Source organism: Aromatoleum buckelii, from assembly GCF_012910785.2.
Lineage (GTDB): Bacteria > Pseudomonadota > Gammaproteobacteria > Burkholderiales > Rhodocyclaceae > Aromatoleum > Aromatoleum buckelii.
In genome coordinates this window covers 499,060-518,176 of sequence record NZ_WTVH02000009.1, presented here as the reverse complement: position 1 = coordinate 518,176, position 19,117 = coordinate 499,060, and the positions used below count along the sequence as shown (strand labels likewise).

Genomic DNA, 19,117 nt, shown 5'->3' with positions numbered 1-19,117 from the left:
GGATGAAACGCGACGCGATTCGTGAATTTTTCCACCGCCTGGCTGCGGCGAATCCGAGCCCGACGACGGAGCTCGAGTACGGGTCGCCCTTCCAGCTGCTGGTTGCCGTGGTGCTTTCGGCACAGGCCACCGACAAGAGCGTGAACCTGGTGACCCGCGAGTTGTTCGCTGTCGCCCCGACTCCCGAAGCGATGCTGAGCCTCGGGGAGGAAAATGTTGCCGCACACCTCAGGTCGATCGGCCTTTACCGCAACAAGGCGAAAAACGTCGTCGCGCTGTCGCGGCTACTGCTCGAGCGCCACGGCGGCGAAGTGCCGCGTAGCCGCGAAGCTCTCGAAGCGCTACCCGGCGTCGGCCGTAAGACCGCCAACGTCGTGTTGAACACTGTTTTCGGCGAACCGGTGATGGCGGTCGACACTCATATTTTCCGCGTCGCGAATCGCACCGGCCTGGCTCCCGGCAAGGATGTTCTCGCCGTCGAGCAGGCTCTGATGCGTCGGGTGCCGAAGGAATACCTGCACAATGCCCATCACTGGCTGATCCTGCACGGGCGCTACGTCTGCACGGCGCGCAAGCCGCGCTGCAAAGATTGCCGAGTGCGCGACCTGTGCGAGTTCCGCGACAAGACCGTTTAACCCAGAGCAACCGAGTCCAAAAGATGTTCAATCCCTCACGTGACCAGGTACGCAGCTTCTTCATCGAAAGCTGGCGGAAACATCAGGCGAAGGAAGTACTGACGCCGCTCGAACACATCGCCTCCGACCTCGTGCTCCTGCATCCCGAATATCAGGCACTGCTCGAAGACCCCGATTCGCTGTCGCGCGATTTCCTGCCGGAGGACGGACAGATCAACCCGTTCCTGCACCTGTCGTTCCACCTCGCGATCGAGGAGCAACTGTCGATCGACCAGCCGCCCGGCCTGCGCGCCGCGTTCGAAGCGTGCCAGCGCCGGCGTGGCAACCGTCACGATGCGCTCCACGACGTGCTCGAATGCCTCGGCGAAACGCTCTTCGACGCGCAGCGCAACAACGCCCAACCGGACGGCCCGGCTTACGTTTCGTGTGTCTTGCGCCGGGCACGCTCGAACTAGCCGGCGTGCCCCTCCCCTTCGCGCTCACCGTTTCTGGTACAGGCCGCTCTGGCTGGCGAAGTACGCTGCAAGATCGCCCAGATCGGCAGGCGACAGGTTCTCGACCTGGGCCGCCATGATCGGATTCTTTCGCCTGCCCGTCTTGTAGTCGAGCAGCGCCTGGTAGAGATAGTCTTCGTATTGCCCGCCCAGGCGCGGAAATTCCGGCGACGGACTGTTGCCGTCCGGGCCGTGGCACGCTGCGCAGACCGTCGACTTTTCCTTGCCTGCGGCAGGATCGCCCGCGTGTGCGGGGAAACCTGCCAGCGCAAGGGCCGCCAGCGCCGGGAGGGTGATATTTCGCATCATCATTGCGCCTCTCCTCCCGCGACGCTGTAGTAGGCCGCAAGGTCCGCCATGTCCTGCTCCGACAGGCTCGCGGCAATCGCGCGCATCGTCGGATGGCTGCGTTCGCCGTCGCGATACGCCTGCAGTGCGCGCACGAGGTAGGCCGCATGCTGCCCGCCGAGCTTCGGCACCGGGTAGACATCCGGGAACGCGGTACGATAGCCCGGAATGCCATGACACCCCATGCACATCGAAGTCTTGGCCTGGGCAGCTTCTGCGTCGCCTTCCAGCGCCGACGCGGCGGGTCCACTCAGCGCAAGACAGGCGGCGATGAGCAAATGTCGTCCGTGCATGGCGTCTCCTCGGGTTGTTTTAAGTATGGCTGAAACGGCCGCAAAAAATTCTACGTCGCCTAAAGCGGAATGCAAATACCTGTCATTCTTCGAAAAACTCCGTAAATCCGTCAATCCGGCGCGCCCTTGCCCGCGCAGGCTGGCCCTATAATCGGTCCGGTTTACTCAGAGGATTTCCCGATGCGCTTCGAAGGTTCACAAGACTACGTCACCACTCCCGACCTGATGCTGGCAGTCAACGCCGCGATCAAACTGCAGCGCCCGCTGCTGATCAAGGGCGAACCGGGCACCGGCAAGACCATGCTGGCCGAGCAGGTCGCCGACGCGCTCGGCGTTCCGCTACTGCAGTGGCACATCAAGTCGACGACCAAGGCCCAGCAGGGGCTGTACGAATACGATGCGGTGTCCCGTCTGCGCGACTCGCAACTCGGCGAAGACCGCGTCAAGGACATTGCCAACTACATCCTCAAGGGCGTGCTGTGGCAGGCGTTCGACGCCGAAACGCCGACAGTCGTCCTGATCGACGAGATCGACAAGGCGGATATCGAATTCCCGAACGACCTGCTGCGCGAACTCGACCGCATGGAGTTCCACGTCTACGAGACTCGCGAGACGGTGCGCGCGCGTCATCGTCCGATCGTCTTCATCACGTCGAACAACGAAAAAGAGCTGCCGGACGCGTTCCTGCGCCGCTGCTTTTTCCATTACATCCGCTTCCCCGATCGCGACACGATGCAGCGCATCGTCGACGTCCATTTCCCGGGACTCAAGCGCGACCTGCTGCGCGAGGCACTGGAAGTGTTCTTCGGCCTGCGCGACGTCCCGGGGCTGAAGAAGAAGCCGTCGACATCGGAGCTGATCGACTGGCTCAAGCTCCTCGTCGCCGAGGACATTCCGCCCGAAGCGCTGCGGGCAAAGGACCAGAAGGCCGTAGTCCCGCCGCTTGCCGGCGCACTGCTGAAGAACGAGCAGGACCTTCACCTGTTCGAACGGCTGGTGTTCATGGCGCGCAGCAACCGCTGACGTCAGGGCGTTTGCCCCACTGTTTTCCCGGCATCGCCACTGCGCTCGCCACAAGAAATCATCTCGAAGTCTTCCCCGGGCGCTCGAAATCGGGCGCCCGGGCGATTTCGGGAACGGAGCAGATCATGCTTATCGACTTTTTCCTGCATTTGAAAGCGGGCCAGCTCAAAGTGTCCACCCGCGAGTTCCTGACGCTCCTCGAAGGACTGCGTGACGGCGCCTGCAGCCACAGCATCGACGAATTCTATTTCTACGCCCGCACCTGCCTCGTCAAGGACGAATCCCACTACGACCGTTTCGACGCGGCGTTCGGGAGCTACTTCAACGGAATCACCGAGATTCCGGGGCTCGAAGCCGAGCTGCCGCAGGAATGGCTGCAGGCGATGATGAAGAAGCATCTTTCGCCCGAGGACAAGGCGAAGCTCGAAAAGCTCGGCTGGGACAAGCTGATGGAAGAGTTCCGCAAGCGCCTCGGCGAGCAGAAAGAGCGTCATCAGGGAGGGTCGAAATGGATCGGCACCGGTGGCAGCTCGCCGTTCGGCAACAACGGCTACCACCCGGAAGGCATCCGCGTCGGTGGCGAATCAGCGGGCAACCGGACGGCGATCAAGGTCTGGGAGAAGCGCGAATACCGCAACCTCGATGATTCGGTCGAACTCGGCACCCGCAACATCAAGGTCGCTCTGCGGCGGCTGCGGCGGTTTGCGCGGCAAGGCGCAGCCGACGAACTCGACCTGGATGGAACCATCGCCGCGACGGCACGAAACGCCGGCTGGCTCGATCTGATGATGCGCCCGGAACGGCACAACGCGGTGAAAGTGCTGCTGTTTCTCGACGTCGGCGGCTCGATGGACGACCATATCAAGGTCTGCGAGGAGATGTTCTCGGCGTGCCGCAGCGAGTTCAAGCACCTCGAGTATTTCTATTTCCACAACTGCGTCTACGAAAAAGTCTGGCGCGACAGCTCGCGGCGCCACAGCGAGAACATCGCCGTTTCCGATCTGCTCCACCGCTACGGCCCCGACTACAAGCTGATTTTCGTCGGCGACGCGACAATGAGCCCATACGAGATCCTGCACCCGCACGGTTCGATCGAACACATGAACAGCGAGCCGGGCGCGGCGTGGCTGCGCCGCCTGCTCGACACCTGGCCCGCTGCGGCGTGGCTCAACCCCGAACCGGAGCACCTGTGGCCGTACCGCAAGTCGATCGAGATCGTCGACCAGATCATGGGCGGGAGGATGTTTCCGATGACGCTCGGCGGTCTCGAGCGGGCGATGCAGCAGTTGTCGAAGAAGCAGTAATGGCAAAAAAGAAGCGGCCCGAAGGCCGCTTTCAAACTGCTGTCCGCACGTTCGCAAGACACTGCCGGGATAGACCGCCGGCGCGGTTTGCTACTCGGTAAAGGGCAAAGGCTGCATGCCGAAGCCTTCGTCCAGATCCTTGATCTGCCGCAGCAGACTGTCGAGTTCACGTTGCAGGCGCATCAGCGCATCTTCGTCGAGCAGGCGCAGCGCCTCGGGCAGCACTCCGCGGGCGGGCGACGGAGAACGCTTGAGCAGATCGCGCCCTGCCTCGGTCAGGTACAGTCGAACGACGCGCTGATCGACGCTCGTGCGTTCCTTCCGGATCAGCTTTGCCGACTCGAGCTTGTCCACCATGTTCGACGCGGTCGACTGGTGTAGCGCCATTCTCCCCGCCAGTTCCCCGACTCGCAGCCCCTCCGCTTCATTGAGTTCCTGCAACGCCCACAACTGCGCACCGGTGACACCGCTTTTGCGCTCGATCCACTGCGAATGACGCTGCGCAGTGCGGATGAGTACGCGAAAACGCTGCAAAACCGACAAGGGCGAAACCGATGACTTGCGTTCCGGGGATTTTGTCAAGGCCGAAGACTGCTCTTGCGACATGAATCAGGGCTCCAACTATATTTATTCGGGAAATATTTGTCAAAACATTTAATAGCTGCACACGCCGCGGGTATCGTAGCGGAAAGGGGATTCCCTCCGTACCCTATTTTGGGTAAAAGACGACACCTTTCCCGATATGTACGAGAACATGGTAAGCAGGAATCTAAACAGCCCCTTTCCCCGTGCAGAGCACGTTTTTTTCACTTTCATCGCCGGCCGCCGAGCGTGGGGCGACTGTCCAGCACACTGACTGACTCCTCTCATCGTGTCCTTCGATTCGCCAGGCGGTAACGAAACCCCTTCCGGCCGCGCCATGCGGCAGTTTGCCCGGGGCGGCCGACGCTATGCGTTGCCGTGGCTGTCGGTCGGCCGTTGGGGCAAGCGCATCCTGCTCGTCGGCGCAGCGCTGCTGGCCGGTCTCATTGCGATCCTCTTCGCGATCGGCGCGGATCTCGCCATCGACGCCCATCAACACCTCATGAACGTGTCGCCGTGGCTGTCCCTGCTGATCGCTCCCGCCGGCTTCGCGGCGATGGCCTGGATCGCCCGGCGATTTTTCCCCGGCACGCAAGGAAGCGGTATCCCGCAAGCGATCGCCGCGTCGATGACCGACGATCGGCGCATTCGCCACAAACTGCTGTCGTTTCGGATCGCGATCGCGAAAGTCGTGCTGACGCTGGGCGGACTCCTGTCGGGGGGTTCGATCGGCCGGGAAGGGCCTTCCGTGCAGATCGGCGCCTCGGTCATGCACATGCTCGCCGGACGCAAGAAGGCGCGCATCGCGTCAAGCCGCGACCTGATCGTCGCCGGCAGCGGCGCCGGCATCGCCGCCGCGTTCAACACCCCGCTCGGCGGCATCATGTTCGCGATCGAGGAAATGTGCCGCCACCGGCCCTTTCACGCGAACAGCACAACGCTCATCGCCGTGATCTTCGCCGGGCTGATGTCGCTCGGCGTGCTCGGCAACTACACGTACTTCGGGCGCACGCCCGCAGCCCTGACGTGGCCCGCCGGGATCTGGCCGGTATTGATGTGCGGTGCCGCGGGCGGCGTGCTGGGCGGACTCTTCAGCCGCCTGCTGATCGCGTCCTCGCGCGGACTGCCCGGCACGATCGGGGAATTCTCGCGCAGCCGGCCGATCGCCTTCGCCGCCGCCTGCGGCCTCGGCACCGCGATCATCGGCCTGATGAGCGGCGGCGTTACGTATGGCACCGGCTATGCCGAATCGAAGGCCGCGCTCGAAGGCTCCGCGACGCTGCCGTTCTACTTCCTGATCGCGAAGATGGCCGCGATCTGGCTCGCGTTCCTCAGCCGCATTCCGGCCGGCATCTTCGCTCCGGCACTCGCCGTCGGCGCCGGCCTGGGCGCCGACCTCGCGATCCTTTTGCCCGAGGAACACAGCGCCGTGATCCTGGTTCTCGGCATGGTCGCGTTCCTCGCCGGCATGACGCAGACGCCGATCACGTCCTTCGTCATCGTCATGGAGATGACTGCGAACCACGAGATGCTGCTGCCGCTGATGGCGACGGCAGTCGTGTCTCACGCCTTCTCGAAGTCGGTTGCACCGATCCCGCTCTACCACGCGCTCTCGTATCCGGCTCTGCGCCAGGCCACTGCCCAGGTGCAGCGCGAAAGCGCAATGCTGTCCGCCGGCAGTCGCAGTTCCGTGAAATAAAAAAACGCCACCTACCGCACCGGTACGTGGCGTTGTCGCATCACGCGGGCGCGCCGCCCGCTGCGGCGCTCAGTCGGCGCCGGCTGAACCGCCCATCGCCATCATCAACTGATTGATCCGTTTCACGAACGTCGCCGGGTCGTCGAGCGTGCCGCCCTCGGCAAGCAATGCCTGGTCGAACAGCACCGCCGCCCAGTCGTCGAACTGGCGTTCCTCGTATTTCAGACGCATCACGGCCGGGTGCTGCGGGTTGATCTCGAGGATCGGTTTCGACGCCGGTGCCTGCTGGCCGGCGGCTTTCAGGATCCGCGCCAGGTTCATCCCGACGTCGTGCTCGTCGGCGACGAGACAGGCTGGCGAATCGGTCAGGCGGTGCGTGACGCGGACTTCCTTGACGCGTTCGCCGAGGCTCGTTTTCATCTTCTCGAGCAGTTCCTTGTACTCGTCGGCGGCCTTCTCGGTTTCCTTCTTCTCCGCCTCGTCTTCGAGCTTGCCGAGGTCGAGCCCCCCTTTCGCAACAGACACCAGCGGCTTGCCGTCGAATTCCGGCAGGTTGCCGATGACCCACTCGTCGATCCGGTCGGTCAAGAGCAACACCTCGATGCCCTTCTTGCGGAAGATTTCGAGATGCGGGCTGTTCTTCGCCGCGTTGAACGATTCGGCGGTGACGTAATAGATCTTGTCCTGGCCTTCCTTCATGCGGCCGATGTAATCGGCGAGCGACACGACTTCATCCGGTGTGTCGGCATGCGTGGAGGCGAAGCGCAGCAGCCCGGCGATCTTGTCCTTGTTCGCGAAATCCTCGCCGACGCCTTCCTTCAGCACACGGCCGAATTCCTTCCAGAAAGTCGCGTACTTCTCCCTGTCGGCAGCGTCGTCGCTCGTCGCGAGGCTCTCGAGCAGGCCCAGCACTTTCTTCGTGCAGCCCGAGCGGATGGTGTCGATGTCCTTGCTTTCCTGCAGGATTTCGCGCGACACGTTGAGCGGCAGATCACTCGAATCGACGACGCCGCGCACGAAGCGCAGATAGGCGGGCATCAGCTTCTCGGCGTCGTCCATGATGAACACGCGCTTGACGTAGAGCTTGATGCCGTGGCGCGCGTTGCGGTCCCACATGTCGAACGGCGCGTGCGACGGGATGTAGAGCAGCTGCGTGTATTCGTGGCGGCCTTCGACGCGCGCGTGCGTCCAGGCCAGCGGCTCGTCGAAGTCGTGCCCGACGTGCTTGTAGAAGCCCTTGTACTCCTCTTCGGTGATGTCGTTCCGCGAGCGGGTCCACAGCGCGTTCGCCTGGTTGACCGTCTCGTCTTCGTCGGTCGTGACCTGCTCGTTCTTGTCCTTGTCCCACTCTTCCTTCTTCATCAGGATCGGCTGGACGATGTGGTCCGAATACTTGCGGATCAGACCGCGCAGCTTCCATCCCGACAGCAGGTCTTCCTGGCCTTCGCGCAGGTGCAGCGTGATCTCGGTGCCGCGAGCCGCTTTGTCGATCGCTTCGACGGTGTATTCGCCCGCCGCGTCGCCAGTCATCGCGCATTCCCACTTCACGCCTTCGGTCGCCGGCAAGCCCGCGCGGCGGGTGACCACCGTCACTTTGTCGGCGACGATGAACGCCGAGTAGAAGCCGACGCCGAACTGGCCGATCAGGTGCGCGTCCTTCTTCTGGTCGCCGGTGAGCTGCGAGAAGAATTCCTTGGTGCCGGATTTGGCGATCGTGCCGAGGTGCGCGATCACTTCATCGCGGCTCATGCCGATGCCGTTGTCCGACACGGTGACCGTCTTCGCATCGCTGTCGAAGCCGATGCGGATCGCCAGCTCGCTGTCGCCTTCGAACAGCTCCGGCTTGTCGAGCGCTTCGAAACGCAGCTTGTCGCACGCGTCCGACGCGTTCGAAATCAGTTCGCGCAGGAATATCTCGCGGTTCGAGTACAGCGAGTGGATCATCAGGTGAAGCAGCTGCTTCACCTCGGCCTGGAAATTGAGGGTCTGAGCGCCTGCGGCGTGCTCGGTGGTCATTGCGTGAACTCCATCTGCTGATTAACGCGCAGCAGATGGGAGCGGAGACCCCGGATTTCAAGCCCCCGCACGAGATCAGACGTAGCGGATCTCGACCACTTCGATCTCGCGCGGCCCGGCCGGACTCATGAAGCGCACGACGTCGCCTTCGCGCGCCTTGAGCAGTGCCCGTGCGAGCGGGGAGATCCAGCTGATCCGGCCGGCGCTGGCGTCGGCCTCGTCGACGCCGACGATCTGCCAGGTCTGCTCGCTGTCGTCGTCACTATCGATGTCGACGATGCTGACCGTCGCGCCGAAAAACACCTGGTCGATTTCCCGCTGGTCGGCGGGATCGACGACTTCGGCACTTTCGATGCGCTTGATCAGGAAACGGATGCGCCGGTCGATCTCGCGCAGCCGTTTCTTGCCGTAGATGTAATCGCCATTCTCGGAGCGGTCGCCGTTCGACGCCGCCCAGGCGACGGTTTCGACCATCTTCGGCCGCTCGACGCGGACGAGGTGATCGAGTTCGCGGCGCAGGCTCTCGTAGCCACGGCGCGTCATGTAGTTTTTCGCACCGACCGGCAGGCGCACCGCGACGGGTACGTCGTCGTCATCGTCGGCGCCGTCGTTTTCTGTCACAAAGGCTTTGTTCACGATGGGCATCCAGTTCTTCGGCAAAGGCTCGCAGGAATGCGATAGCCGGTCGTCAGCGCTCAGCGTACGCCTTTCTCAGCAGTTCGAGCACCCGCCGACCGGCGCGGCCGTCAGGGTCGAGCCCCTGCCCGCGCTGGAACTGCTGCACCGCTGCGCGTGAACGGGCACCGAGCGCGCCGTCGGCCTCTCCTGCGTCGTAGCCGAGCTGCGACAACAATGTCTGCACTTCGCGCCGCTCGGCGCGGGACAACCCCGGGTCGTCGGTCGGCCACGAGGTGCGGAACGGCTCTCCGCCGCGAAGGCGATCGGACAAATGGGCGATCGCGAGCGCGTAGCTTTCGGCCGCGTTATAGGAGTACAGCGCATCGAAATTGCGCAGGACGAGGAACGCCGGGCCCTGCTCGCCGGCAGGGAGCAGCAGGCCCGCGGCTTCGGCGCCCGGCTCGATCGCGCTTCCGTCCGCGCGACGCACGCCCAGTGCGACCCATTCGGACAGTGGCCGCTTGTTGCGGCGCCCGGCCAGGCCGGCGGCGTCGAAGTCGGGCGGGAGAGCGACTTCGAAACCCCATGGCCGGCCCGTCTGCCAGCCCGCCTCGCGCAGGAAGTTCGCCGTCGAGGCGAGCGCGTCAGGAATGCTGTCGATCAGGTCGCGCCGGCCGTCGCCGTCGAAATCGACTGCGACGCGCCGGAAAGTCGAAGGCATGAACTGCGTGTGGCCGAACGCCCCGGCCCACGAACCGGCAAGGCGCTCCGGGGCGACGTGGCCATCCTCGAGGATTTTCAGCGCCGTGAAGAACTCACCGCGAAAGTAGTCCTGGCGCCGACCGAAGCAGGACAGGGTTGCGAGCGAAACGAGCAGCGGGCGTTTGCCGAAATTGCGCCCGAAGTTGCTCTCGACGCCCCACACCGCAACGACGGTAGCGGGATCGACGCCATATCGCGCTTCGATGTCCTGCAGCGTCCCGGCCCATTGGACCGCCATCGCACGGCCGTCGGCGACGCGTTCGTCGTCCACCAGTCCTGCCAGATAGTCCCAGATCGGCGTGTGGAATTCGGGCTGGTAGTCGAGCAAGCCGATCACCGCCATGTCCGGTTCGAGCCTGGCCACATGTTGCTCGAAAGTTGGCGGTGCGATGTCGTGCGTGGCGGCCATACCGCGCAACTCTTCGAGGCAGCGAGGAAAGGACTCCTGCGCGTCGGCGTGAAACGGAAGCAGCGCGGCACACAGCAGGGACCAGGCGGGGAAGCGTCGGGGAATCATTGTGGAACGACTCGGCAATGGCGGAAAGCGGCGAACGGGGCGGACGCAATTCGGACGCGAGCCTGACACGAATGGCGGAGCGAGGCAACCGGCGGCATCGCTCGCCATTTTCGTGCCCGACACGGCCCCCGATCCCGCATCCCCCGTCGCCGCTGGCGCAGTTCCGCGCTTCCGAAAGCCCGGCCGGAGTTGTCATTGCCCGTTCTGCGGCATACCATCCGGCGTTACCGGCCCCGCCGCCCGGACCGCATGCAATCCCCTTAAATTGAACAGGTATACGATGAGCGAGGAAGCATTCGACAACGTTACCAGCCTGCAGGTGAGGCTGGCCGAACTCAGGGCCGAGCATCGTGACCTCGACGAGGCGATCAGCCACCTCGATGCGTCGCCCCAGGAAGATGAATTGCTGCTGCGCCGCCTCAAGAAGCGCAAGCTCGCCCTGAAAGACCGGATCGCCGTCGTCGAACGCATGCTCGAACCCGACGAGCGGGCCTGAAGCCGGATGACGAGGATTCCGGGCCGCCAATGACCCAGTACGGACCCCCTGCCCCCGAGACGCTCGCCCTGCATGCAGGGCAGTTCCCTGACCCGGCCTTCGGCGCGCGCGCGACACCGATTTATTTCACCGCCGGCTACGTCTTTCCGGATGCCGATCACGCCGCGGCGCTGTTCAACCACGAGCGCCCCGGGCACGTCGATACGCGCCTCTCGAATCCGACCAGCGCAGTCCTCGAGGAGCGCATCTCCGCCCTGGAAGGGGGAATCGGCGCGATTGCGCTGGCGAGCGGCCAAGCGGCACTGCATGTCGCGATCACGACGCTGATGGGAGCCGGCAATCACGTTGTCGCGTCGCGTTCGCTAGGCGGCGCAGCCCGCAATCTGCTGGCCCACACGCTGCCGCGCTTCGGTATCCAGACGACTTTCGTCGATCCACGCCGCCCCGACGAATGGCGTGACGCGATCAGGCCCGAAACCCGGCTCCTGTTCGGCGAGGCGCTCGGCAATCCCGGCCTCGAGGTGCTCGACATTCCCGCCGTCGCCGCGATCGCCCATGCCCGCCGCGTCCCGCTGCTCGTCGATGCGACGCTGGTCACCCCCTGCCTGCAGCGCCCGTTGTCGCTCGGCGCAGATCTGGTCCTGCATTCGGCCACCGAGTTTCTCGGCGGCCACGGCGTCGCCGTCGGCGGCCTGCTCGTCGATAGCGGGCGGTTCGACTGGGAGCAGTCGGGCCTCTTCCCGACGCTGACCGAGCCGTACGACGGCTTTCACGGCATGGATTTCAGCGAGGAATCTCCGGTCGCGGCTTTCCTGCTGCGCGTTCGGTGCGAGGCGCTGCCGGACTTCGGCGCCTGTCTCTCGCCGATGAACGCATTCCAGATCCTCCAGGGCATCGAGACGCTGCCGCTGCGGATGCGTGCGCACGTCGCGAATGCGCGAACCGTCGCCGCCCACCTTACCCGTCAATCGATCGTCGCACGAGTCGCGTATCCCGGACTCGCGACCCACGCCGATCACGAGCTGGCGAGCCGGCTGTTGCCGGATGGCGCGGGAGCGGTCCTGTCCTTCGAGCTGACCGGCGGACGCGAGGCCGCCCGCGCCTTCATCGAGAGCCTGAAAGTGTTCTCGCACTTGGCGAACGTCGGCGATGCCAAGTCGCTCGTGAGCCACCCGTCGAGCACGACCCATTGCCGCCTGTCCGCCGCCGCGCTCGCTGCCGCCGGGATCGGCGAAGGCACGCTGCGACTGTCGGTGGGGCTCGAGCACATCGACGACCTGATCGAAGACCTCGACCGCGGATTGTATGCGGCGAGCCGGGTGGTCGGAGGATAGAGACGGTGCAGCTGACGGTATCCGGGCTCCCGGTCTTCATCTATACGGGCGGGCAGAGTTTCGCGCCCGCGCAGCCGGTCGTCGTGCTGCTGCATGGCGCCGCTCACGATCACAGCGTGTGGAACTTCCAGGCGCGCCACCTCGCGCGCCACGGCTTTTCGGTGCTCGTCCCGGATCTCCCCGGACATGGGCGCTCGGGCGGCGCCCCGCTCGCGTCGATCGAAGCGCTCGCAGACTGGCTCGGGGCACTGCTCGATGCGGCCGGCGTCCGGCGTGCCGCCATTGCCGGTCACAGCATGGGGTCGCTCGTCGCGCTGCAGGCTGCGGCACAGTTCCCTGATCGCGCCACGCAGCTGATTCTGCTCGGAAGTGTCGCGCCGATGCCGGTTGCCGAACCGCTGCTGTCCGCCGCAAACGGTGACCGGGCCGCAGCCCACGCGATGATCAACCACTGGTCCTACACTTTCGCGTCGCAGCTCGGGGCGAGCGCGGTACCGGGAATCTCGCTCACTGGACTGAATCGCCGACTCATGGAACGACAGGGCGACAGCGTGCTGGCCATCGACCTCGGCGCCTGCAACGCCTACGAAGGGGGTCTCGCGGCTGCCGCAGCGGTCCGCTGCCCGACGCTGCTGCTCTGCGCCGAGCGCGACCAGATGACTCCGCGGCGCGCAGTCAAACCCCTGCACGAAGCGCTTGCCGGGGTAACGGACGGCGCACGTATGATATCCATTCCTCGTGCCGGGCACGCAATGCTGGCGGAGGCCCCCGATGCAGTGGGCAATGCCATACGGAGCTTCCTCACCCGCCGCTGACAACAAGACAAAGAGGCAATCCGTGCGCTGCATCGACAACAAAGTCCACAACAGGAGAGAGAGATGTCGCAGCCGGAGGATGTCAAGCTGGGAACCGAGGAGTGGGCGTTTCCCGTTGTCCGGGACGTCGGAGCGGGGGCGCCGCTGCACTGGCTCAGGAGCGGCTGGGCGGATTTCCGCGCGTGTCCGATCCCGAGCCTGTTCTACGGATTCTGCTTTGCCGCGATGGGATTGCTCGTCACGATGGTTTTCGAGCACGCTTATGCCTACACCGTCGCCCTCACGTCGGGTTTTCTCCTGCTCGGGCCGTTTCTCGCGATGGGCCTGTACGAGATCAGCCGGCGGCGCGAGCAAGGCGCGGCCTGCGCGCTCCTTCCGACCCTGACGGTGTGGAAGCGTAACGCTGGCAACATCGGCATTTTCGCCGTCGTGCTGGGCATCGTGTTCCTCGTCTGGGCGCGCGCCTCGATGGTCGTGTTCGCGCTGTTCTACACTAACGAGATGCCGAACCTGTCAGGTTTTCTGACGCAGTTGCTGGCCCTCGACAACCTCGAGTTCCTGCTCGTTTATTTCGGCGTCGGCCTGATCTTTGCGACGATCGTGTTCGCCGTCAGCGTGATTTCCGTGCCGTTGATGCTCGACCGCAACCAGGATGCGATTTCGTCGATGTTGACGAGCGTCGGTGCACTGATGCGCAACCCAAGCGCGATGATCCTCTGGGCGTTCCTGATCGCCGGCCTGACGGTGATCGGATTCATGACCTTCCATCTCGGGCTGGTGGTGCTGATGCCGATCGTCGGCCACGCGAGCTGGCACGCGTATCGCGACCTCGTGCTGCCGGCCGCGCCGGCCGGCTGAAGACCGTCGTCAATCGTTCAACTCGAGCACCAGCGGCTGATGGTCGGACGCCGGAGTCGCTGCGTACACTTCCACTTTCGCGACACGGGCAGCGAGATCCTCCGACACCCAGGCGTAATCGCAACAATAGGCCCGTCCCGGCCACTCGGCACCGTGAAGGCCGACCGTCGGGTCATGTGCGCGGCTGCCATGCTTGACGCGCCAGGCGTCCCGCCACGCCGGGACGTGTAACGCGATATCCGCCGACATCAGCGTGTAGGCGCCGGATCCGGGCTCACAATTGAAGTCTCCGCAGACGACTGCGGTCACCGGCCGGCGCCGTGCCGCAAAAGCCGGGCTGACGTCCCCGCCGCCAGGGTCGGCGCCGGCGTGTCCGGCAACCTCCTTCTGCAGCGCCCGCAACATGGCCACCTGCGCCCCGCGCTGTCGCGCGGAATAGTATTCGAGATGCGTCGTCAGAACGCGGACCGGGCCCCACGGCGCCTGCAGTACGGCCTCGACGCAGCAGCGCTGCATCGCGGGCTGTCCCGGGTCGGCAGGACACGGAAGCAGATGCCGGAATACGGCGCCGACCTCCGGCCGCGACAGCATCAGGTTGCCGAAACGCGCCCGCCCGCCGGCCCCATCGGGCACATCGACGCCCGCCCCATATATCGCTTCATGGCCCGGGAAGGCCGCAGCCAGGAGCGCCACTTCATCTTCGCAGTTGCCGCCTTTGAGACCGGGGAAATTCTGCGCCACTTCCTGCAGGCAGATCACCTCCGCATCGCCGATGTCATGGATCGCGGCGACGGTCCGGGCCAGGTCGACGCGCCCGTCCGCGCCGCGGCCCTATTGAATGTTCCACGAAACAATGCGCATACTTCGACTCCGGTTGCCCGTCCGGACTCTCGCCTCCGGGCGATCTTGCACGCTCGCCCCAGTGACCCGGCGAGGATCGAGCACGAAACATACTCATTCTAGGCATCCCTGCAGGGGAACGCGGGAGCACCTTCCGACAACGACGAACAGGAGGACGGCGATCCACGATCACGCGCACCACGGGCATGGCGAGGCCCTCCATCCCGACGGACACCCCAACCGCGCCTTGCCCTGGGCGCTCGCAATGACTTTGGGCTTTGCCGCAGTCGAGGCCATGGCAGGCTGGTGGTCAGGGTCGCTGGCGCTGCTCGGGGACGCAGGACACATGCTCACCGACAGCCTCGCCCTGGCACTGGCGACCGCGGCGAGCATATTGGCTCGCCGTCCCTCCAGCCCCCGGCACACCTATGGACTGCGCCGCGTCGAGACTCTGGCGGGGATGCTCAACGGACTGTTCATGCTGTTCGTCGTGGCGCTGATCGCGTGGCACGCGATCGAGCGCCTGATCACGCCGCAGCCGGTGGAAGCCGGCACCGTGATCGGCGTCGCCGCGCTGGGGCTGGCGATCAACGTGATCGTCGCGTGGATGCTGTCGCGCGGCGAAGGCGATCTGAACACACGTGCCGCGCTGCTTCACGTGTTCGGCGATCTGCTTGGCTCTGTCGCCGCACTCGCGTCCGGGATCGTAATCCTTTATACCGGCTGGTACCCCGCCGACCCCCTGCTGTCGATGCTGATCTGCGGACTGATCCTCGCCTCGACGCTGAAACTGCTTCGCGTGGCGACCCACACGCTGCTCGAAGGTGTGCCGGACAATCTCTCACTCGGGGCCATCGGTCACGCGATGGCGGAAGTCGAAGGAGTGCATTCGATTCACGACCTGCATGTGTGGAGCCTCGACTCGAACCATGTCGCACTTTCGGCGCATGTCGTCCTGCACTCATCGCAAGCGTGGCCAACAAGCCTCGTGGCGCTGCAACGGCTCCTCGCCGAGCAATTCGACATCCACCATGCAACGCTCCAGCCTGAACCCTTGCCAGGCCAGATCGTCACGTTTTCATCGCGCCCTCCCGGGCCGAAGTCCGCGGCGAGCCCTCCCCCCGGATCTCGCTGAGCAAGACGGAAACGTGGTTCGCTGCGGAGGAACTCCGCCTCGTGACGATCCTCCGGACCACGCAGTTGCCCGAATCACGTTGCGGGCAGGATCGCCCGGGTCGTTCCAGGTCAGCAGACCATAGCCGTCTTTTCGCATTCGGCCGGACACCGAGGCGGCAGGAATTCTTTTCACCGGACCTCCGCCACCGCTTCCGGCAGAACCCCGCAAGACCCTTGCGGGAAGCGGGATCCGGGGGAAAAACGCCCTCACCAGACCTACTACATATAGTGCAAATCTAGCGGTTGACATACCGAAATAAACATCAAGATCTTGTTTTTTAACACTTTTATTTTTTTGCCTTATCGGCTTTTACACGCTATTCTTCGATCACCTTCAGACAACTCCAAAAAAGACCATGAGCATCGCTATCCATCATCAGGCCAAGGGCAAGACCGACACATCCACGCTGGCGCCGCAGGAGATTTCCGGCGAAGTCCTGGTCGAAAAATACGCCAAGGGTGATGAACGGAGCGTGGGCGAAGTGCGCGCCCGGGTGGCACGGGCGCTGGCGACTGTCGAAGCCGAAGACAAGCGCCCGCACTGGGAAGCGAAATTTCTCGAAGCCCAGGAAAAAGGCTTCGTGCCCGCCGGCCGCATCAACAGCGCTGCCGGAACGAATCTTCAGGCAACGCTGATCAACTGCTTCGTCCAGCCGGTCGGGGATTCGGTGACCGAAGCAGTCGATGGGCGCCCCGGAATCTATACCGCCCTCGCACAGGCAGCAGAAACGATGCGCCGCGGCGGCGGAGTCGGCTACGACTTTTCCAGCATCCGGCCCAAGGGCGCGCTGGTCCGGGGCACGCTTTCCAATGCCTCCGGCCCGGTTTCCTACATGCGCGTGTTCGATCGTTCCTGCGAAACCGTCGAATCGGCAGGCGCCCGTCGCGGTGCCCAGATGGGTGTGCTGCGCTGCGACCATCCGGACATCGAGGAATTCATTCACGCCAAGGATCATGGCGACCTGACCAACTTCAATATCTCGGTGGGCGTGACCGACGCGTTCATGAAGGCTGTCGACACCGATGCCGACGTCGAACTCGCGCACAAGGCCGAACCGATCGAGGAACTGAAAGCGGCCGGCGCCTACCAGCGCGACGACGGCCTGTGGGTCTACCGCAAGCTGCCCGCGCGCGAGCTGTGGGACCAGATCATGCGTTCCACGTACGACCACGCCGAGCCGGGAATCCTGTTTCTCGACCGAATGAACCAGGACAACAACCTTCACTACTGCGAGACGATCGAAGCGACGAACCCCTGCGCCGAGCAGCCGCTGCCGCCATACGGCTGCTGCGACCTCGGTTCGATCAATCTCACGCCGTTCGTCAAGCACCCTTTCACCGACAAGGCGGAATTCGATTACCCGGCGTTCGGCAAGGTCGTCGACGTCGCGATCCGCATGCTCGACAACGTGCTCGACGTCACGCATTGGCCGTTGGCGCAACAGGAGAACGAAGCGCAGTCGAAACGGCGCGTCGGCCTCGGCTTCACGGGACTTGGCGACGCGCTGATCATGCTGTGCAAACGCTACGACTCGCCCGAAGCGCGCGCCATGGCGACAAAGATTTCGGAGTACATGCGAGACCGCGCCTACCTCGCGTCGATCGAGCTTGCGAAGGAGCGCGGGGCTTTCCCGCTGTTCAACGCCGACCTGTACCTGTCGGGCGGCAACTTCGCATCGCGCCTGCCCGCCGACCTCAAGGACAAGATCCGCAAGCACGGGCTGCGCAATTCCCACCTTCTCTCGATTGCCCCCACCGGCACGATCTCGCTCGCTTTTGCCGACAACGCGTCGAACGGCATCGAGCCGCCGTTCTCCTACACCTACACGCGCCGCAAGCGCATGGCCGACGGGACTTACAAGGAATACGCGGTCGAGGACTACGCGTGGCGGCTCTTCAAGCACCTCGGCGGCAATATCGACGAGCTTCCGCCCTATTTCGTCACCGCTCTCGAAATTTCCGCGCAGGCGCACAAGGACATGGTCGCAGCGGTCGCGCCGTACGTCGACACGTCGATCTCGAAGACCGTGAACGTGCCGGAAGACTACCCATATGCCGAGTTCGAGGACCTCTACCTGTCGGCATGGAAAGCCGGTCTCAAGGGTCTGGCGACCTATCGCCCGAACTCGGTGCTGGGCTCGGTGCTGTCGGTGACGCCCTCCGCCGGACCGAAGCAACCGCAGGACATCGAATTCTCCGGGCCGAACAAGCGCCTGGCGATCAAGAGCCTGCCCGCGCCGGTGCTGTCGAGCCTGCGCTGGCCCGGCCGCCCCGAACTGCCCGACGGCAACCTCGCGTGGACCTACATGCTCGGTACGCCGCAAGGGGAATTCGCGCTGTTCGTCGGCCACATCGAAACCGAAACCCAAGGCATCAGCGGTTTCCCGTTCGAAGTCTGGGTCAACGGCGCCGACCAGCCGCGCGGCCTCGGCGCAGTCGCCAAGACGCTGTCGATGGACATGCGCGCCAACGACCACGGCTGGCTCAAACTGAAGCTCGAGACGCTGGCCATGACGATCGGCGAAAAGTCGTTCGAAATGCCGTTCCCGCCTCACGGGGAGAAAAAACTCTTCCCGGGTGTTGTTTCCGCGTTCGCTCAGGTCGTGCGCTATCGTTGCGAACGGCTCGGCGCACTCGCTGTCGAGGGCCCCACGCCAGTGCTCGACACGCTGTTCAGCCTGCAGGAGCCGAAGACCGGCACCGACGGCACGCTGTCCTGGACTGTCGACATCCAGAACCCCGCTACCGGCGAAGACTTCGTGCTCGGGATGAAGGAGATCACGCTACCGGCCCAGGACGACTTCTCGGTAGGCGTCACTCGGCCGTATTCGCTGTGGCTCTCCGGCAATTACCCCCGGGCGCTGGACGGGCTGACCCGCATCCTGTCGCTCGACATGCGGGTCATGGACCCGGCGTGGATCGGCATGAAGCTGCGCAAGCTGCTGAACTACCCCGAACCCCTCGGCGACTTCATGGCCTTCGTGCCGGGGACAAAGCGTCAGCAGAACTATCCGAGCACCGTCGCGTACATGGCACGCTTGATCATCCACCGCTACGCGATGCTCGGCGTTCTCGATGAAAAAGGCTATCCGGTCCGCGAGATGGGTATTCTCGAGGCGCCGCGCGAGAACAGCGACCCGAAAGTCATGCAGGGTGCGCTGTGCGCCGAATGCGGGAATTATTCGGTGATCCGCAAGGACGGTTGCGATTTCTGCACCGCCTGCGGTGCCGTCGGGACCTGCGGCTGAGGAGCAAAACAAAAGCCCGCGAGCGGAAACTCGCGGGCTTTTGGTGATCGCAAAGGAAC

General features: G+C 64.3%; 18 protein-coding genes. 11 read left to right on the top strand and 7 right to left on the bottom strand.

The window, feature by feature from the left end; translation table 11 throughout:
• Window positions 1-2: 2 nt before the first annotated feature.
• Together nth and GO608_RS08580 are read left to right on the top strand one after the other, a co-directional pair.
• Window positions 3-635 carry an endonuclease III gene (gene nth / locus GO608_RS08585; RefSeq protein ID WP_169197383.1) on the top strand — a complete coding sequence of 211 codons (633 nt, stop codon included), beginning with the start codon at window positions 3-5 and terminating at the stop codon, window positions 633-635.
• Window positions 636-658: 23 nt separating this feature from the next.
• Window positions 659-1,090: a DUF1841 family protein gene (locus tag GO608_RS08580; RefSeq protein WP_169197384.1), complete on the top strand. Its 432-nt coding sequence runs from the start codon at window positions 659-661 to the stop codon at window positions 1,088-1,090.
• 24 nt (window positions 1,091-1,114) lie between these two features.
• On the opposite strand, the gene GO608_RS08575 is transcribed toward GO608_RS08580, so the two are convergent.
• Both GO608_RS08575 and GO608_RS08570 read right to left on the bottom strand, forming a co-directional pair.
• Window positions 1,115-1,441: a c-type cytochrome gene (locus tag GO608_RS08575; RefSeq protein WP_247002956.1), complete on the bottom strand. Its 327-nt coding sequence runs from the start codon at window positions 1,439-1,441 to the stop codon at window positions 1,115-1,117.
• Window positions 1,438-1,770, bottom strand: coding sequence for a c-type cytochrome (locus GO608_RS08570; RefSeq protein WP_169197385.1), 333 nt, complete (start codon window positions 1,768-1,770; stop codon window positions 1,438-1,440). The genes GO608_RS08575 and GO608_RS08570 overlap by 4 nt, the downstream gene beginning before the upstream one ends.
• Window positions 1,771-1,950: 180 nt before the next feature.
• Between GO608_RS08570 and GO608_RS08565 the strand changes: the two genes are divergently transcribed.
• Complete coding sequence (locus tag GO608_RS08565) at window positions 1,951-2,793, top strand: AAA family ATPase (protein ID WP_169197386.1); 843 nt, start codon at window positions 1,951-1,953, stop codon at window positions 2,791-2,793.
• Between the two features lie 125 nt (window positions 2,794-2,918).
• Window positions 2,919-4,097, top strand: coding sequence for a vWA domain-containing protein (locus GO608_RS08560; RefSeq protein ID WP_169197387.1), 1,179 nt, complete (start codon window positions 2,919-2,921; stop codon window positions 4,095-4,097).
• A 90-nt stretch (window positions 4,098-4,187) separates the two neighbouring features.
• Here GO608_RS08560 and GO608_RS08555 read toward each other — a convergent pair whose 3' ends face one another.
• Window positions 4,188-4,703, bottom strand: coding sequence for a MarR family winged helix-turn-helix transcriptional regulator (locus tag GO608_RS08555; protein WP_169197388.1), 516 nt, complete (start codon window positions 4,701-4,703; stop codon window positions 4,188-4,190).
• A gap of 313 nt (window positions 4,704-5,016) precedes the next feature.
• On the opposite strand from GO608_RS08555, the gene GO608_RS08550 reads away from it, so the two are divergent.
• On the top strand, window positions 5,017-6,378 hold the full coding sequence (locus tag GO608_RS08550) for a chloride channel protein (RefSeq protein ID WP_169197389.1): 1,362 nt from the start codon (window positions 5,017-5,019) through the stop codon (window positions 6,376-6,378).
• A gap of 69 nt (window positions 6,379-6,447) precedes the next feature.
• Here the strand turns inward: GO608_RS08550 and htpG are convergent, their stop codons facing one another.
• From htpG to GO608_RS08535, 3 genes are all read right to left on the bottom strand, one after another.
• The gene (gene htpG, locus GO608_RS08545; protein ID WP_169197390.1) at window positions 6,448-8,394 is read right to left on the bottom strand and encodes a molecular chaperone HtpG; all 1,947 of its coding nucleotides are present in this window, start codon (window positions 8,392-8,394) and stop codon (window positions 6,448-6,450) included.
• Window positions 8,395-8,469: 75 nt separating this feature from the next.
• A complete protein-coding gene (greB, locus tag GO608_RS08540) occupies window positions 8,470-9,030 on the bottom strand; it encodes a transcription elongation factor GreB (RefSeq protein ID WP_169197391.1) in 561 nt (186 codons plus the stop codon).
• 52 nt (window positions 9,031-9,082) lie between these two features.
• Complete coding sequence (locus GO608_RS08535; protein WP_169197392.1) at window positions 9,083-10,291, bottom strand: lytic murein transglycosylase; 1,209 nt, start codon at window positions 10,289-10,291, stop codon at window positions 9,083-9,085.
• A 280-nt stretch (window positions 10,292-10,571) separates the two neighbouring features.
• On the opposite strand from GO608_RS08535, the gene GO608_RS08530 reads away from it, so the two are divergent.
• From GO608_RS08530 to GO608_RS08515, 4 genes are all read left to right on the top strand, one after another.
• The gene (locus tag GO608_RS08530) at window positions 10,572-10,787 is read left to right on the top strand and encodes a DUF465 domain-containing protein (RefSeq protein ID WP_169117011.1); all 216 of its coding nucleotides are present in this window, start codon (window positions 10,572-10,574) and stop codon (window positions 10,785-10,787) included.
• Between the two features lie 29 nt (window positions 10,788-10,816).
• Window positions 10,817-12,121 (top strand): O-acetylhomoserine aminocarboxypropyltransferase, encoded by a 1,305-nt coding sequence (locus GO608_RS08525; protein ID WP_169197393.1) that lies wholly within the window; start codon window positions 10,817-10,819, stop codon window positions 12,119-12,121.
• Between the two features lie 5 nt (window positions 12,122-12,126).
• The gene (locus tag GO608_RS08520; protein ID WP_169197394.1) at window positions 12,127-12,936 is read left to right on the top strand and encodes an alpha/beta fold hydrolase; all 810 of its coding nucleotides are present in this window, start codon (window positions 12,127-12,129) and stop codon (window positions 12,934-12,936) included.
• Window positions 12,937-12,999: 63 nt separating this feature from the next.
• On the top strand, window positions 13,000-13,794 hold the full coding sequence (locus GO608_RS08515) for a DUF2189 domain-containing protein (RefSeq protein WP_169197395.1): 795 nt from the start codon (window positions 13,000-13,002) through the stop codon (window positions 13,792-13,794).
• 9 nt (window positions 13,795-13,803) lie between these two features.
• Here the strand turns inward: GO608_RS08515 and GO608_RS08510 are convergent, their stop codons facing one another.
• Window positions 13,804-14,598, bottom strand: a complete 795-nt coding sequence (locus GO608_RS08510) for an endonuclease/exonuclease/phosphatase family protein (RefSeq protein ID WP_247003023.1) — start codon at window positions 14,596-14,598, stop codon at window positions 13,804-13,806.
• A 118-nt stretch (window positions 14,599-14,716) separates the two neighbouring features.
• Here GO608_RS08510 and GO608_RS08505 point away from each other — a divergent pair, with 118 nt between their 5' ends.
• Entirely contained in the window at window positions 14,717-15,769 is a 1,053-nt protein-coding gene (locus tag GO608_RS08505; protein ID WP_281505717.1) for a cation diffusion facilitator family transporter, read from the top strand.
• 397 nt (window positions 15,770-16,166) lie between these two features.
• Window positions 16,167-19,058 (top strand): adenosylcobalamin-dependent ribonucleoside-diphosphate reductase, encoded by a 2,892-nt coding sequence (locus tag GO608_RS08500; RefSeq protein ID WP_169197396.1) that lies wholly within the window; start codon window positions 16,167-16,169, stop codon window positions 19,056-19,058.
• The last annotated feature ends 59 nt before the right edge of the window (window positions 19,059-19,117 follow it).